Consider the following 15496-nt stretch of genomic DNA (forward strand, 5'->3'; position numbering starts at 1 on the left):
CCGTGAGTCCTGAAGCCCAGTTCGTCGCAGCCGCAGAGCGCCTTGCCGGCGCCCGTTCGGGTGCACGGATGCCTTTTGCCACCGCCGGCGCCATGCCGTCCGCACGCTACGTGCTCCCGCAGTTCGAGGAGCGCACCGCGTACGGATTCAAGCGCCAGGACCCGTACACCAAGCTGTTCGAGGACCGCATCATCTTCCTGGGCGTCCAGGTCGACGACGCGTCCGCGGACGACGTCATGGCCCAGCTCCTGGTCCTGGAGACCCAGGACCCGGACCGCGACGTGATGATGTACATCAACTCGCCGGGTGGCTCGTTCACGGCCATGACGGCGCTGTACGACACCATGCAGTTCATCAAGCCGCAGATCCAGACCGTGTGCCTGGGCCAGGCGGCCTCGGCGGCGGCCGTCCTGCTGGCCGCCGGCCAGCCGGGCAAGCGGCTCGCGCTGCCGAACTCCCGCGTGCTGATCCACCAGCCCGCGATGGAGGGTGGCGGCTACGCGCAGGCCTCGGACATCGAGATCCACGCGAACGAGCTCATCCGCATGCGCGAGTGGCTCGAGATGACGCTCGCGACGCACAGCGGCAAGACGCAGGAGCAGGTGCGTGACGACATCGAGCGCGACAAGATCCTGACCGCCGCGCAGGCCAAGGAGTACGGCCTGGTCGACGAGGTGCTCGAGTCGCGCAAGCCCGTCACGGTCGTGACGAACTGACCGCTGAGGTCTGGTCCGTCGAGACCGCAGGCGTCCGACGCCGGGGCCGTGCCACCAATACCGGTGGACGATCCGCCCCGGCGTCGGGCATTGTGGGACACGCCGCGCAGAATCTGACAAAATTGTCATGATCTGGTGAAAATCGGTCAGGCGACCCGCCGGGCCGCCCGGCTGACAACAGGCCACCGGTGGTGTGGAATGGATCTGAGACCGCTCGACGTCGCGGATCTGCTGGGCCAGCCGGCCCGTGCAGGACTCCGCGAGGGTGCACAAGGCGAGGAGACAGGTAGTGGCGCGAATCGGTGACGGCGCGGAACTGCTGAAGTGCAACTTCTGTGGCAAGTCGCAGAAGCAGGTGAAGAAGCTGATCGCCGGACCCGGCGTCTACATCTGCGACGAGTGCATCGAGCTGTGCAACGAGATCATCGAGGAAGAGCTCGGTGAGGCTGCAGAGCTCGGTCTGACAGAGCTGCCCAAGCCCCGCGAGATCTTCGACTTCCTCGAGCAGTACATCATCGGCCAGGACCCCGCCAAGCGCGCCCTGGCCGTCGCCGTCTACAACCACTACAAGCGGATCCAGGCCGGCGAGGCGGGGCGCTCCATCAACCCCGACGACCAGGACCCGGTCGAGATCGCCAAGTCGAACATCCTGCTCATCGGCCCCACCGGCACCGGCAAGACCTATCTGGCGCAGACGCTCGCCAAGATGCTGAACGTCCCGTTCGCCATCGCCGACGCCACCGCGCTGACCGAGGCCGGCTACGTGGGCGAGGACGTCGAGAACATCCTGCTCAAGCTCATCCAGGCGGCGGACTACGACGTCAAGAAGGCCGAGACGGGCATCATCTACATCGACGAGGTCGACAAGGTGGCCCGCAAGGCCGAGAACCCGTCGATCACGCGCGACGTCTCAGGTGAGGGCGTGCAACAGGCGCTCCTGAAGATCATCGAGGGCACCACGGCCTCCGTGCCCCCGCAGGGCGGGCGCAAGCACCCGCACCAGGAGTTCATCCAGATCGACACGACGAACGTGCTGTTCATCGTGGCCGGCGCCTTCGCGGGGCTGGACGACATCGTCGCCGCCCGTTCCCGCAAGCGCGGCATCGGCTTCAGCGCCCCCATGGAGTCCATCGCCCGGGACGAGGACCTCTTCGCCGAGGTGCGGCCCGAGGACCTGCAGAAGTACGGCCTGATCCCCGAGTTCATCGGCCGTCTGCCCGTCATCGCCTCCGTCTCGTCGCTCGACCGCGACGCCCTGGTGCGGATCCTGACGGAGCCCAAGAACGCGCTCGTGAAGCAGTACAAGCGCATGTTCGAGATCGACGGCGTGGAGCTCGAGTTCGACGAGCCGGCCGTCGAGGCCATCGCCGAGCAGGCGCTGCTCCGAGGCACCGGGGCGCGCGGCCTGCGGGCGATCCTCGAGGAGGTGCTCCAGCAGGTCATGTTCGACGTGCCGAGCCGCGACGACGTCGAGCGTGTGGTCATCACCCGCTCCGTGGTGCTGGACAACGTGAACCCGACCGTCGTGCCCCGCAAGAGCCCCGTGCGCGGCCGTCAGCCGCGCGAGAAGAGCGCGTAGCGGCGCGTGCCGAGGTAGAACCGTGGCGAGATAGAACTGGGGCCGGAGCGCTGATCAGCGCTCCGGCCCCAGTTCTATCTCGCCCCAGTTCTATCTCGCCACGGTTCTACCTCGGCGTGAGGGCGTTCGCCGCCGGCGCGGGGGCGCCGTACAGGGCGTCGATGGTGCCCGCGAAGTCCGCGATGACCTTGGACCGCTTCACCTTGATGGACGGCGTGAGGTACCCGTTGGCCTCGGTGAAGTCGAGGTCGAGCACCGTGATCTTGCGGATCGACTCGGCCTTGGAGACCGCCTCGTTCGCCTGCGCGACCACCTTGTCCAGCTCGGCCAGCACCTTCGGGTGCACGCGCGCGTCGGCCACCGACAGCTTCGGCAGACCGTTCGCGGCGCACCAGCCGGGCAGCATCTCGGCGTCGAGCGTGACGAGGGCGCCGATGAACGGGCGCTGGTCGCCGACCACCACGACCTGGCTCACGATCGGGTGGGCCCGCATCCGGTCCTCGAGCACGGCCGGGGCGACGTTCTTGCCGCCGGCGGTCACGATGATCTCCTTCTTGCGCCCCGTGATGTGCAGGTGGCCGTGCTCGTCCAGGCGGCCGAGGTCGCCGGTGCGGAACCAGCCGTCGACGAGGGCCTCGGCGGTCAGCTCCGGCTGGTTGCGGTAGCCCCGGAAGATGTGCGGCCCGCTCAGCAGCACCTCGCCGTCGTCGGCGATGCGGATCCCCGTGCCGAAGAAGGCCGGACCCACCGAGCCCATGACGATCTTCCCGGGCAGGTTCACCGCAGTCGGGGCGGTGGTCTCCGTGAGGCCGTAGCCCTCCAGGATGGTCACGCACGCGCCGCGGAAGAAGTGGCCGAGGCGCTCGCCCAGCGGTGCGCCGCCCGAGACGGCCCAGCTGAGCTGCCCGCCCATCGTGGCCTTGAGCTTGCTGAACACCAGCCGGTCGGCGATCGCGTGCTTGAGCTTGAGCGCGCCGCCCGGCCCGTCGGGCACGTCCAGGGCCCGCGAGTAGTCCTCGGCGACGCGTGCGGACCAGGCGAAGATCTTCGCCTTGAGACCGGAGGACGCCTTCTGCTCGGCGCTGTTGTAGACCTTCTCGAACACGCGCGGCACGGCCAGGAGGTAGGTCGGGCGGAACGAGCCCAGGTCGGCCACCAGGTTCTTGATGTCCGGGGCGTGGCCCAGCACGGCCTGGCCGGCGATGGTCGCGACCTCGACGAAGCGCGCGAACACGTGCGCCAGCGGCAGGAACAGCAGCGTGCGCGCGTTCTCCGCGCCGAGCAGCTCGGGGATGCCGGCGGCGGCGTTCAGGGTCAGGTGCGCGAAGTTGCCGTGCGTGAGCTCGACGCCCTTGGGGCGGCCCGTGGACCCGGAGGTGTAGATGATGGTCGCCAGGTCGTCGCGCCGGACGGCGTCGCGCCGCTCGGCCACGATGCCGGCGGAGAGGTTGGTGCCGGCCTTGCGCAGGCCGAGCACGGCGTCCTCGTCGAGCAGCAGGATGTCCTCCAGCCCGGGCAGGCTGGGTCGCACCTGCTTGACGGTCTCCGCGTGCGCGCTCGACTCGACCACGATGAGGCGCACGTCGGCGTCGGACAGGATCCACTGGACCTGCTCGGCCGACGAGGTCTCGTAGACCGGGACGGCGACGGCGCCGGCGGCCCAGATGGCGAAGTCGAGCAGTGTCCACTCGTACCGGGTGCGGGACATGATCGCGACGCGGTCGCCGGCCTTGATGCCGCGCGCCACCAGGCCGCGAGCGACGGCGAGCACCTCGTCCTCGAACTGGCTCGCCGACACCTTGATCCACGGGCCGTCTGGTGCGTCACGCCGCTCGATGAGCGCCTCGTCTCCGGAGCGGGCCACGCGGTCCGCGAGGATCGTGTTGATGCTGGTGCCCTCTGGCACCTCCACCAATGCCGGCGACGTGGCAAGTGTCATGTGCTGCTCTCCGTTGAAGTCTTGAAGAGGTGAAGGCCCGGTATCGGGTCTTCACCAAGTTGCGTGGCCTGCTCGGCAGACTGTAGCGGATCCCCGTCTCAGGTCGGAACAGTCTTTCGCCCGCGGCGGCCACGGGCGGTTAGCCTCTACGTGTGTCTGACAACGAACCGACCAGCGCTCCGGTGCCGTCCGAGATCATCCGGCTCCGCGGGAGCATCGACAACATCGACGCGGCGCTGGTCTACCTGCTCGCCGAGCGGTTCCGGGTGACGCGCCGGGTGGGGGAGCTCAAGGCGGTCGGCGGGCTGCCCCCGGCCGACCCGGCCCGCGAGCAGGAGCAGATCGCCCGGCTCACGAGCATCGCCGAGGAGTCCGGCCTGGACCCCGCGTTCGCCGAGCAATTCCGCCAGTTCATCGTGAGCGAGGTGATCCGCCACCACGAGCTGATCGCCGCGCAGCACAAGGGCGACAACCTGCCCGAGGTCGACACCTACGCTTGAAGGTGACCTGCGCCTGACCCGATTTTGCCCGCTCCGGAGACATGGCAGACATGGGGTCCGAATATCTCCTGTACAGGTCACAGAAATTTCCCCCACAGGGGTGGCGTGTGCCCGGGATCCGTCGTTTCCTGGAGTCAACGCCGGGGCGAGGTCATGCGGTAGGGCATCGCCTCGACCTCGGCGGGTGACACGGAGGTGTGTATGAAGATCGATTGGCTCAAACCCCTCCTCGGCCACCCGGGACCGTTCGCCACCCTGTGCCTGGACGCGACGCCGTCCGAGCACGCCGCCGACCGCGACGTCGGCGGGCGCTGGAACGCAGTGCGCAGGGACCTGGCGCAGCAGAAGGCCCCGGACGCCGTGCTGGACGCGATCGAAGAGGTGGTGCTGCGACCCACGAGGGTCCCGGGACCGCACGGCCGGGTCGTCATCGCCGACGAGACGGGCGTGCTGGTGGACCGCGTGGTGAACAACCCGCCGACCGCGAGCTCCGGCTCCTGGGAGGCCGTGCCGGCCCTGTTGCAGGCAGCCCTCGCCGCCGACGAGTCGGTGGAGCTGCTCAAGGTGACGGTGGACCGGGCGGGCGCGGACTTTCTCCGCGCGGGGCCGGACGCCAAGGTGCACAGCACCTTCCAGGCGCCGCACGACGAGATCGAGAAGACCAGCTCCTCGGGGATCAAGCGCGCGCGGATCGAGTCCCGTGCCGAGGACTCCTGGGAGCGCAACGCCGCCGCCGTGGCGGCCGAGATCGAACGGCACGTGGGGGAGTCCGACCCGGAGCTGGTGCTGCTCACCGGGGACAAGCGGGCGGTCTCGCTCACCCGGGCCGCGCTCACGACGCCGACGACCGACAAGCTCGTCGAGGTGCCCGGCGGCGGGCGCAACGGGGGTGTCAACGAGAGCGCCTTCGCCGAGCGGGTGTCCGACGCCCTGGACTCCTACCGGGAGCGGCGGCGCGAACGGGTGCTGGCGGAGCTGCGTCAGGAGCTCGGCCGGGAGTCGAACGCCGTGACCTCGGTGGACGACGTCGTGGCGGTGCTCGCCCGCGGGCAGGTCAAGGAGCTGGTGCTCGCGGAGGAGTACGGGACGAGCCCCGGCCGCATGAACGGGCGGAAGCTGTGGATCGGGCCCGACCCGATGCACATCGCGGGCGACCGCTCCGACCTCGAGGCCATGGGGGTGACGGAACGGCTGGAGGAGCTGCCCGCCAGCGTCGCGCTCGTGCGCGCGGCGGTGGGTCAGGACGCCGGCCTGACGTTCGCGCCCGAGGGTTCGGTGGAGCTCATGGACGGCGTCGGCGCGACCCTGCGCTGGCGTGACGGTGGGACGCCCACCGAGGTGCTCGCGAGCATGTCCGGCGACGACCGCCGGCTGCACTGACCTCCCCACGTGAATTCGATGTGAATTCTCGGGCGGTTGATCGGACAAAAGGCGCTCAGAACGGGTGCCTGACGGGATGGAATTTCCGATTTACCGCGTATGAGAAATTGTTGCGCCGGAATGTGTCCGTTTTGCCCATACACACGGAAACGCATTATCGGTACGGTCTCGGCTCATGGGGATGATTCATTGTGAGTACGCGCGGCTTGCCGCCGACGACTTCGACAAGGCACGGACAGATCTGACCTGGGCGCTGGAGCACATCGACGAGCTCGCCGGCGAATGGGTGGAGGTGGATCTTCCGGCACAGGAGGCCAGGTACTTCAGCATCGGCACCGTGTGGGGTCCGCTCCACACGGTGCTCCGGGTGCACGGCGGCATGCCCGTCGACCCGGTGCAGGGTGGTGCGGCGCTGGCTTCCACCGACGGGATCACGCCGGTGCGCTACCTGGGCCCGGAGGAGGTGGAGAAGGCGGCCGCGTTCCTGGTGGGTACATCGTTCGACACCCTGGCGCCGCTGGCCGTGGCCGACCACGTGTGCGACGAGGACGTGTGCCCGGATCCGGGTGAGCACGCCGCGGAGACCGACCACGAGCGCCTGGCGGTCGCCTACGGCGAGCTGACCGCGTTCTACGGTGCCGCGGCCGAGGCGGGCGACGCGGTGGTGCTGATGCTCAACTGAGCCAGAACGATCGTGGCGGGAAAGAGCGGGGGCGGAACGCTGATCATCAGCGTCCCGCCCCCGCTCCGTCTGCCTGAGCTCAGGCCTTGTTGCGCGGCGGGGCCTCGCCCAGCTCGCTGGAGGTGACGACGATCCCGCCCTGGACCGCCGGGTCGCCCTGGCCCTCCGTGGCGGCGACCAGGTCGAGCGGGCCGGTGACGCGGCCCGCGGCCTTGACGTCCTCGACCGCGGTCTCGACCGCCGTCAGCGAGGCGGCCGGAACGGCCAGCGACGCCGCCACGATGGGCGTGCGCATCGAGGCCTTGGCCTCGGACTTCACCTTGCGCAGCGCGGCGAGCGCGTGCCCGGCGGCCGCGAGGTCGGCCGGGTCGGCGGCACCGCCGGCCGCGCGCAGCGGCTCGGCCACGGGCCACGGCGCGCGGTGCACCGAACCCTCGCGCCACCAGGACCAGACCTCCTCCGTGGCGAACGGGAGGTAGGGCGCCAGCAGGCGGAGCATGGTGTCGAGCGCGACGGCCAGGGCGGTGCGGGCCGAGGCGGTCTCCGGCGTGATGTCCGCGGCGTCGGCGCCCGCGCCGTACGCACGGTCCTTGACGAGCTCGAGGTAGTCGTCGCAGAACGTCCAGAAGAACGTCTCCGTCAGCTCGAGCGCGCGGGTGTGGTCGTAGGCCTCCAGCGCGGCCGTGGCCTGCTCGACCACGCCGGCCAGGCCCGCGAGCATCGACCGGTCCAGGGAGACCGTGACCGCCGCCGGGTCGAGGGCGATCTCGCTGCCCGCGCCGCCGCCGAACGACAGCGCGAACTTCGAGGCGTTGAGGACCTTGATCGCCAGGCGGCGACCGATCTTCATCTGACCCACCTCGAAGGCCGCGTCGGTGCCCAGGCGGGCCGAGGCCGCCCAGTACCGGACCGCGTCCGAGCCGTGCTCCACGAGCAGGTCCATCGGCGTCACGACGTTGCCCTTGGACTTCGACATCTTCTTGCGGTCCGGGTCGAGGATCCAGCCGCTGATCGTCGCGTTCTTCCAGGGCAGCACCTTGTTCTCCAGGTGCGAGCGCACCACGGTGGAGAACAGCCACGTGCGGATGATGTCCTGGCCCTGGGGGCGCAGGTCCATCGGGTACACGCGCTCGAAGAGGTCCTGGTCCCGCTCCCAGCCGCCGACGATCTGCGGGGTCAGGGACGAGGTGGCCCAGGTGTCCATGACGTCCGCGTCACCCACGAAGCCGTCGGCCTGGCCGCGCTGCTCCTCGGTGTAGCCGGCGGGCGCCTGCGACGTCGGGTCGACGGGCAGGGCCTCCTCGGCCGGGACGATCGGGTGGGCGTAGTCCACCTCGCCCGACGCGTCGACCGGGTACCAGAGCGGGATCGCGACGCCGAAGAAGCGCTGGCGGCTGACCAGCCAGTCGCCGTTCAGGCCGTTGACCCAGTTCTGGTAGCGCACCCGCATGAAGTCCGGGTGGAAGTCGAGCTCCTTGCCGCGGGCCAGCAGCTCCTCGCGCAGCTCCTGGTCGCGGCCGCCGTTGCGGATGTACCACTGGCGCGAGGTCACGATCTCGAGGGGCTTGTCACCCTTCTCGAAGAAGTTGGCCTTGCGCTGGGTGGCGACGGGCTCGGTCGGCATGTCGCCCGACGCGGTGAGCGCCTCGACGATGGCCTTGCGGGCGCTGAAGGTCGTCTTGCCCGCGACCTCGGCCTCGAACAGCTCCGCGCCCGGGCCGCTCGTGAGCCACTCCGGCAGCTCGCGCGTGATGCGGCCGTCGCGGTTGATGATCGAGCGCGTCGGAAGCTGCAGCTCGCGCCACCACTGCACGTCGGTGAGGTCACCGAAGGTGCAGCACATCGCGATGCCGGCGCCCTTGTCGGGCTCCGCCAGGTGGTGCGCCAGGACCGGGATCTCGACCCCGAACAGCGGGGACGTCACGGTGGTGCCGAACAGGTGCTGGTAGCGCTCGTCGTCCGGGTGCGCGATGAGCGCGACCGCGGCCGGGATCAGCTCGGGGCGCGTGGTCTCGATGTAGACCGGCTCGCCGTCGGGCTTGTGGAAGGCGACCTTGTGGAAGTGCCCGGGGTAGTCGCGGGCCTCCAGCTCGGCCTGGGCCACGGCGGTCTGGAACGTGACGTCCCACAGGCCCGGGGCCTCGGCCTGGTAGGCCTCGCCACGCTGGAAGTTGCGCACGAACGCCCGCTGCGCCGTGGCCCGCGAGGAGTCGCTGATGGTCTGGTAGGTCTGCGCCCAGTCCACGGAGACGCCGAGGCGCCGCCAGAGCACCTCGAACTCCTTCTCGTCCTCGGCCGTCAGGCGCTCGCAGAGCTCGATGAAGTTGCGTCGGCTGACCGGGACCTGGTCGGCGGCCTTGACGTTCTTGTCGGTGCCCTCGAACGGCGGCGTGAAGTCGGGGTCGTAGGGCAGGGAGAGGTCCACGCGCACGCCGTAGTAGTTCTGCACGCGGCGCTCGGTGGGCAGGCCGTTGTCGTCCCACCCCATGGGGTAGAAGACCTCGAGGCCGCGCATGCGCTTGTAGCGCGCCACGATGTCCGTGTGCGTGTAGCTGAACACGTGCCCCACGTGCAGGGAGCCCGACACCGTGGGCGGCGGGGTGTCGATCGAGAAGACCTCGGCACGGGTCTTGGTGCGGTCGAAGGCGAAGGTCTGCTCGGCGGTCCAGCGCTCGTCGAACTTGGCCTCGAGGCCGTCCGCACTGACCTTGTCCGGTACCTCCTTGACCACCGCGCGTACGACCTCGGCGCCCGGTACCGCGGCGGCGGCAGGGGTCGGTGTCGTGTCAGGTGCGGGTGTGGTCGCAGCCGGGTCCGTCGGCCCGGTGGAGGCGGGAATGCTCATGCGCACCAGTGTCCCAGATTCGAGCAACCCGAGGCGCACGTTTTCCACAGGCTGCGACGGCCGTGCGCACGGGGTGCGCCGGCGAGACGTCCGCCACAGATTCTTCGAGATGGTCGATAGGTGCCAGAGGCATGCACTATCGTTCTGCCGGGCCCTGAACCGGGCACACCGGTCAGGGTGGTCATCCCGGCCGTCCGACGCTCCCCAGGAGACGAATCGTGCGCATGTCGTGTTGTCGGTGCTCGCCGCACCGCCCCGTCATGTCCCGTCGTACCTAGGAGTCTCATGTCGCTCGACCGCTCCGACGAGCTGGTCGCGCCGACCACACCGGCCGGCAGCACTGCCGCCGTCGTCCGCCGCGCGTCCCTGTGGCGCCGCCTGGCCCAGGACCGGTTCGCCCTGGTGGGCGCCGTCGTCGTCGTGGTGTACGCGCTCGTGGCGCTGGCCGCGCCCCTGATCACCCGGGCCCTCGGCGTGGACCCCTACACCTACGACCTCGACGCGCTCGGGCCGACCGGTGCGCCCGCCGGGCCGCTGGGCGGCGTCAGCGCGGAGCACTGGTTCGGCGTCGAGCCGCTGACCGGCCGTGACCTGTTTGCCGTCGTCGTCATGGGCTCGCGCACGTCGCTCCTGGTCGGTCTCGGTGCGACGGTCGTGGCCATGCTGGTCGGGACGGTGCTGGGCCTGGTCGCCGGCTACTTCGGCGGCTGGGTCGACTGGGTGGTGGCCCGGCTGATCGACGTCCTCATCGGGCTGCCCGCGCTGGTGTTCATGATCGCCGTCGGCGCCGTCGCGCCCGACTGGTTCCCCCGCCTGCTGCTCCTGGTGCTCGTCATCGGGCTGTTCGGCTGGTCGTCGATCGCCCGCGTGGTGCGCGGCCAGGTCATGGCGCTGCGCGCCGCCGGGTTCGTGCGCGCCTCCCGGGCGCTGGGCGCCTCGCACGCGCACGTGCTGTTCCGGCAGGTGCTGCCCAACCTGGCCTCGACCGTCGTGGTGTTCGCGACCATCTCGATCCCGGGCGCCATCGGCTCGGAGGCAGCGCTGTCGTTCCTGGGCGTGGGCGTGCCGCCGCCCACGCCGTCCTGGGGCCGGTCGATCGGCGACGCCGTCACGTGGTTCTCCGTGGACCCCGTCTACCTGCTGTTCCCGGGGCTCGCGCTGTTCGGCGTCACCCTCGCGTTCAACGCTTTCGGCGACGGCCTGCGGGACGCGCTCGACCCGCGGGGCGGCGGCCCGAGGCGGCGGCGCCGCCGCGGGGGTGCGCGATGAACCTCGTCCGGTTCCTGGGGACCCGGTTCGCGACGCTCGTGTTCGTGCTGCTCACGGTCTCGTTCCTCACCTACGCGCTGTTCGTGCTGCTGCCCGCGGACCCGGCGCAGCTCGCCTGCGGCCGGCCCTGCACGCCCGAGCGGCTGGAGACGGCGCGGGCGTTCATGGGCCTCGACAAGTCCGTCGTCGAGCAGTGGTGGGAATTCGTGCGCGGCGTGTTCACCGGCCGCACCTTCGGCTCGGCGGGCGCGACCATCGACTGCCCGCAGCCGTGCCTCGGCTACTCCTTCGTCCGGAACGCGCCGGTCACCGAGCTGATCGTGGGCCGCTTCGGCGTGACGGCGTCGCTCGCGATCGGTGCGGCGGTGCTCTGGCTGGTGGTCGGCGTGGGCGCCGGCGCCGTGGCCGCGGTGCGTCGCGGCACGGCCCTGGACCGCGGGCTCATGATCGGGGCGATCACGGGGGTCTCCGCGCCCAGCTACCTGGTGGGCCTGCTCGGGATCCTGCTGTTCGGCTTCACGCTCGACATGGTCCCGGTGTCCGGCTACGTGCCGTTCGCCCAGAGCCCGGTGGACTGGGCGTGGCACCTGGTGCTGCCGTGGTCCGTGCTGGCCCTGCTGTCGGCGGCCGTCTACACGCGGCTGACGCGCTCGCAGATGCTGGAGGAGCTCGGCTCGCCGTACGTCCGCACGGCGCGCGCCAAGGGCATCACGGAGCGCCGGGTCGTCACCCGGCACGCGCTGCGCAACGCGGCGATCCCCGTGGTCACGCTCTTCGCGCTCGACCTCGGCGCGCTGCTCGGCGGCGCCGTCATCACCGAGCGGGTGTTCTCGATGCCCGGGCTCGGCGCCCTGCTCATGGAGGCGGTCGGCGCCACCGACGTGCCGCTGCTCGTGGGCGTCACGGTCTTCACCGCGGCCCTCGTGGTGGTCGCGAACCTGGCGGTCGACGTCGTCTACGGCGTGCTCGACCCGCGGGTGCGGCGCGGAGGGAGAACCCGATGACCCGGCGATGTCGTCGGTGACGTCCGACCCCGTACCCCGCGGGACCGCCCGCACCGCCGTAGCACCCCAGAACTCCGCAGCACCTCGTAGAGACGAGAAGACCAGATGAACCTCGCACCACGTCCCACCCGCAGGCCCGCCCGCAGGGTGGCGGTCGCCGGCATCGCCGTCGCCGCCACGCTCGCGCTGACGGCCTGCAACGCCAACTCGCAGCCGGGCGCGGCCTCGAGCGACGAGGCGACCGCCGTCCAGCAGGGCGGCGAGCTGCACATCCTGACCGCGGCTCCGTCGATCAACTGGGACCCGGCCACCAGCCAGAACCTCGCGATCACCACGCTCGGCTTGGTCGAGCGCCGGCTCACCGCGTGGCAGACCAACACGGACGGCACCACCGAGGTGGTCCCGGACCTCGCGACCGACACCGGCACGCCGTCGGACGACGGGGCGAGCTGGACCTACACGCTGAAGGACGGCCTGAAGTTCGAGGACGGCACGCCGATCACCTCGGCGGACGTCAAGTACTCCGTGGAGCGCTCGTTCGCCCCGGAGCTGTCGGGCGGCCTGAGCTACCACAAGAACCTGCTGGAGGGGGCCGACGAGTACGGCGGCCCGTTCCAGGGCGACGAGCTCGATTCGATCGAGACGCCGGACGACAAGACGATCGTGTTCCACCTGGACAGCGCGTACGGCGACTGGCCGTGGATCGTCTCGATGCCGGCGTTCGGCGCCGTCCCCGAGGCGAAGGACGACATCCAGACCTACACGACCCAGCCCGTCGCCACCGGCCCCTACCGGGTGGCCGACACGGTCGAGGGCACCTCGGTGACCCTGGAGCGCAACCCCGAGTGGGACCCGGCCACGGACGACGCCCGCACCGCCGGCCCGGACTCGGTGGTCTTCGAGCTGAGCCAGGACGAGACGGTCGTCGCCCAGCGGCTCATCGCCGACTCCGGCACCGACGCCTCCGCGTTCGGCGCCACGTTCGTGCCGCCCGCACAGCTCGCGCAGGTCCAGCAGGGCCCGGCCAAGGACCGCCTGGTCACCTCCGGCCCCGGGGCGCTCGCGTACCTCGCGATCAACACCGACGCCGACGGCCTGGACGACCTCGACGTCCGCAAGGCGATCAGCCTGGCCGTGGACAAGAACGCGTACCGCGTCGCGTCCGGCGGCGAGATCGCGGGCGACTTCGCGACCACGCTGGTGACGCCCGGCATCCCGGGGCGCGAGGAGTACTCGAACGGCGTGAACGACGTGGCCCCGGAGGGCGACGTCGAGCAGGCCGAGCAGCTGCTGGACGACGCCGGCTGGTCGGGCCGCGAGCTGCGGCTCGTCGTGACCGACGACGCCCCGACGCTCGCCAAGGCCCAGGCGATCCAGCAGGGCCTGGAGCGCGCCGGCCTCAAGGTCAAGATCGTGCCGCAGGCCGAAGACGTGTGGACCGAGACGGTCACGCAGGGCGACGGCTCGAAGTACGACCTCACGCTCTCGTCGTGGCAGCCGGACTTCCCGAGCGCGAACGGCAACATCCAGCCGCTGTTCGACTCCTCGCAGGTGGGCGACGGCGGGTACAACCTGGCCCGGTACAGCAACCCCGAGGCGGACGACCTGATCGAGCGCGCGACCGAGGAGACGGACGCCGACGCCGCGGCCGCGCTGTGGGTCGAGGCCGACCAGCTCATCCTGGGCGACGCCCCGGTGGTGCCGCTGATCTACACGAAGAACTCGTTCCTGCACGGTTCGAAGGTCGAGAACTTCCGGATCCCGGACTTCCCGGCCTACCCGAACTACCTCCAGGTCTCGCTGGCTCCGTGAGCAGCGTCCCGGTGACCGACGGGCAGCCCCTCCTGACGGTGGAGGGGCTGTCCGTCGTGTTCGACGACGCCGAGCGGCCCGCCGTCGACGGCGTGTCCTGGGCGCTGCGCCCCGGGCGGGTGACCGCCCTGGTGGGCGAGTCCGGCTCGGGCAAGACGGTGTCCGCGATGGCGGTGCTGGGCCTGCTGCCCGACGCCGCCGCCGTCGGCGGGTCGATCCGGCTGGGTGGTGCGGCCGGTGGCGGCGCCGGGTCCGGTGGGGGTGCCCTTGCCGGTGGAGGGGCGGCGACCGAGCTCGTCGGCGCGGCGCCGGAGACCTTCCGCGAGGTGCGCGGCGCCGTGCTCTCGCTCGTCTCGCAGGAGCCGATGAGCGCCTGGAACCCCGTGCTGACGATCGGCGACCAGGTCGCCGAGGCGCTGCGGGCGCACCGCCGCGGTCCGGACCGGCCCAACCGGCGGGCGGCGCACGAGCGCGTGCTGGAGCTGCTGGCGGAGGCCGGGCTCCGCGACCCGGAGCGGGTGGCCGCCGCGTACCCGCACCAGCTCTCCGGCGGTCAGCTCCAGCGCGCGCTCGTCGCGATGGGGCTGTCGCAGGACCCGGTGGCGATCATCGCGGACGAGCCGACGACGGCGCTGGACGTGACCGTCCAGGCCGGGATCCTCGACCTGCTGCGCGGGCTGCGGGACGAGCGCGGCACGGCCGTGCTGCTCATCACCCACGACATGGGCGTGGTGGCCGACCTCGCGGACGACGTGGTGGTGATGCGCGACGGGCGGATCGTCGAGGCGGCGCCGGTGCGCGAGCTCTTCGCGGCGCCGCGCGAGGAGTACACGCGCACGCTGCTCGCGGCGGTGCCGCGGCTGGGCGAGGTCGAGCGCACCTCGCGGGTCGAGCTTGTCGAGACCTCGTCCGTGGGGAACCAGGTCTCGACCGGCTCGACCGGCTCGACCAGCGGTGGCGGTGCCGCCGTGCTGCTCGACGACGTCACCGTCACCTACGGCGGCCGGCATCCCGTGGTCGCGGCCGATGGTGTTACGCTCTCGATCGGCCGGGGCGAGGTGCTGGGCCTGGTGGGCGAGTCGGGCTCGGGCAAGTCGACCCTCGGCCAGGTGGTCGCGGGGCTGCTGCGGCCGACGTCGGGCCGGGCGGTCGTGGACGGCGTCGACCTGGCGCGCGCGTCGCGCCGGGAGCGGGCCGAGCGCCGTCGGGCCACGGGCGTGGTGTTCCAGGACCCGGCCTCGACGCTGAATCCGCGCTGGACCGTGGCGCAGTCGGTCGACGAGCCGCTGCGGCTGCACTCCGGCCTGGGCCGGGACGCGCGGGACGCCCGCGTGCGCGAGCTGCTGGAGCTGGTCCGGCTCGGTCCCGGGTACGGGCTGCGGTACCCGCACGAGCTGTCCGGCGGGCAGCGCCAGCGGGTCGCGATCGCCCGGGCTGTGGCGCTCGGGCCGCAGGTGCTCGTGGCGGACGAGCCGACGTCCGCGCTCGACGTCTCCGTCCAGGCGCACGTGCTGGACCTGTTCGGGGACCTCCAGGCCGAGCTCGGCTTCGCGTGCCTGTTCGTCTCCCACGACCTCGCGGTCGTCGAGCGGGTGGCCGACCGGGTCGCCGTGATGCGGGACGGGCGCATCGTCGAGACGGGCCTGACGGCGCAGGTGCTGGGTGCGCCCGCCGACCCGTACACCCGGGCGCTCGTGACCGCCGCGCCCGTGGCGGACCCGGACGCGCAGGCGGACCGCCGGGCCGTGCGCGTCTGACCTCCCACGTGTC

Annotated in this window: 11 protein-coding genes; 9 read left to right on the forward strand and 2 right to left on the reverse strand. The window is 71.3% G+C overall.

All coding sequences use genetic code 11. The features are described from left to right. The first annotated feature begins 2 nt into the window (after positions 1–2). Complete coding sequence (locus tag ACZ7LE_RS08720) at positions 3–716, forward strand: ATP-dependent Clp protease proteolytic subunit (protein ID WP_377232454.1); 714 nt, start codon at positions 3–5, stop codon at positions 714–716. A 289-nt stretch (positions 717–1005) separates the two neighbouring features. Beyond that, positions 1006–2295, forward strand: coding sequence for an ATP-dependent Clp protease ATP-binding subunit ClpX (gene clpX / locus ACZ7LE_RS08725; protein WP_397393154.1), 1290 nt, complete (start codon positions 1006–1008; stop codon positions 2293–2295). A gap of 106 nt (positions 2296–2401) precedes the next feature. On the opposite strand, the gene ACZ7LE_RS08730 is transcribed toward clpX, so the two are convergent. Next, a complete protein-coding gene (locus ACZ7LE_RS08730; RefSeq protein ID WP_470402890.1) occupies positions 2402–4234 on the reverse strand; it encodes an AMP-dependent synthetase/ligase in 1833 nt (610 codons plus the stop codon). A 152-nt stretch (positions 4235–4386) separates the two neighbouring features. Between ACZ7LE_RS08730 and ACZ7LE_RS08735 the strand changes: the two genes are divergently transcribed. The 3 genes from ACZ7LE_RS08735 (at position 4387) to ACZ7LE_RS08745 (ending at position 6796) form a co-directional block, all read left to right on the forward strand. Beyond that, complete coding sequence (locus tag ACZ7LE_RS08735) at positions 4387–4734, forward strand: chorismate mutase (RefSeq protein WP_470402891.1); 348 nt, start codon at positions 4387–4389, stop codon at positions 4732–4734. A 201-nt stretch (positions 4735–4935) separates the two neighbouring features. Then, positions 4936–6114, forward strand: coding sequence for a baeRF2 domain-containing protein (locus tag ACZ7LE_RS08740; protein ID WP_470402892.1), 1179 nt, complete (start codon positions 4936–4938; stop codon positions 6112–6114). A 175-nt stretch (positions 6115–6289) separates the two neighbouring features. Further along, positions 6290–6796 (forward strand): DUF1877 family protein, encoded by a 507-nt coding sequence (locus tag ACZ7LE_RS08745; RefSeq protein ID WP_377235377.1) that lies wholly within the window; start codon positions 6290–6292, stop codon positions 6794–6796. Positions 6797–6875: 79 nt separating this feature from the next. On the opposite strand, the gene valS is transcribed toward ACZ7LE_RS08745, so the two are convergent. Next, positions 6876–9641 (reverse strand): valine--tRNA ligase, encoded by a 2766-nt coding sequence (valS, locus tag ACZ7LE_RS08750; protein WP_470402893.1) that lies wholly within the window; start codon positions 9639–9641, stop codon positions 6876–6878. Between the two features lie 285 nt (positions 9642–9926). On the opposite strand from valS, the gene ACZ7LE_RS08755 reads away from it, so the two are divergent. From ACZ7LE_RS08755 to ACZ7LE_RS08770, 4 genes are all read left to right on the forward strand, one after another. After that, positions 9927–10910 (forward strand): ABC transporter permease, encoded by a 984-nt coding sequence (locus tag ACZ7LE_RS08755; protein ID WP_470402894.1) that lies wholly within the window; start codon positions 9927–9929, stop codon positions 10908–10910. Then, positions 10907–11914 (forward strand): ABC transporter permease, encoded by a 1008-nt coding sequence (locus ACZ7LE_RS08760; RefSeq protein WP_470402895.1) that lies wholly within the window; start codon positions 10907–10909, stop codon positions 11912–11914. The genes ACZ7LE_RS08755 and ACZ7LE_RS08760 overlap by 4 nt, the downstream gene beginning before the upstream one ends. A 105-nt stretch (positions 11915–12019) precedes the next feature. Continuing rightward, positions 12020–13726: an ABC transporter substrate-binding protein gene (locus tag ACZ7LE_RS08765; protein ID WP_470402896.1), complete on the forward strand. Its 1707-nt coding sequence runs from the start codon at positions 12020–12022 to the stop codon at positions 13724–13726. Further along, complete coding sequence (locus tag ACZ7LE_RS08770) at positions 13723–15483, forward strand: dipeptide ABC transporter ATP-binding protein (RefSeq protein WP_470402897.1); 1761 nt, start codon at positions 13723–13725, stop codon at positions 15481–15483. Before ACZ7LE_RS08765 ends, ACZ7LE_RS08770 begins: the two co-directional genes overlap by 4 nt. Positions 15484–15496 lie beyond the last annotated feature (13 nt).

The sequence above is a fragment of the Promicromonospora sp. NPDC110617 genome (genome assembly GCF_055598465.1).

What these genes read in the sequence shown, in the direction of transcription:
- ACZ7LE_RS08730 (WP_470402890.1), bottom strand. Translation starts at nt 4,234, where the DNA reads ATGACACTTGCCACGTCGCCGGCATTGGTGGAGGTGCCAGAGGGCACC.
- ACZ7LE_RS08740 (WP_470402892.1), top strand. Translation starts at nt 4,936, where the DNA reads ATGAAGATCGATTGGCTCAAACCCCTCCTCGGCCACCCGGGACCGTTC.
- ACZ7LE_RS08745 (WP_377235377.1), top strand. Translation starts at nt 6,290, where the DNA reads ATGGGGATGATTCATTGTGAGTACGCGCGGCTTGCCGCCGACGACTTC.
- valS (WP_470402893.1), bottom strand. Translation starts at nt 9,641, where the DNA reads ATGAGCATTCCCGCCTCCACCGGGCCGACGGACCCGGCTGCGACCACA.
- ACZ7LE_RS08755 (WP_470402894.1), top strand. Translation starts at nt 9,927, where the DNA reads ATGTCGCTCGACCGCTCCGACGAGCTGGTCGCGCCGACCACACCGGCC.
- ACZ7LE_RS08760 (WP_470402895.1), top strand. Translation starts at nt 10,907, where the DNA reads ATGAACCTCGTCCGGTTCCTGGGGACCCGGTTCGCGACGCTCGTGTTC.
- ACZ7LE_RS08765 (WP_470402896.1), top strand. Translation starts at nt 12,020, where the DNA reads ATGAACCTCGCACCACGTCCCACCCGCAGGCCCGCCCGCAGGGTGGCG.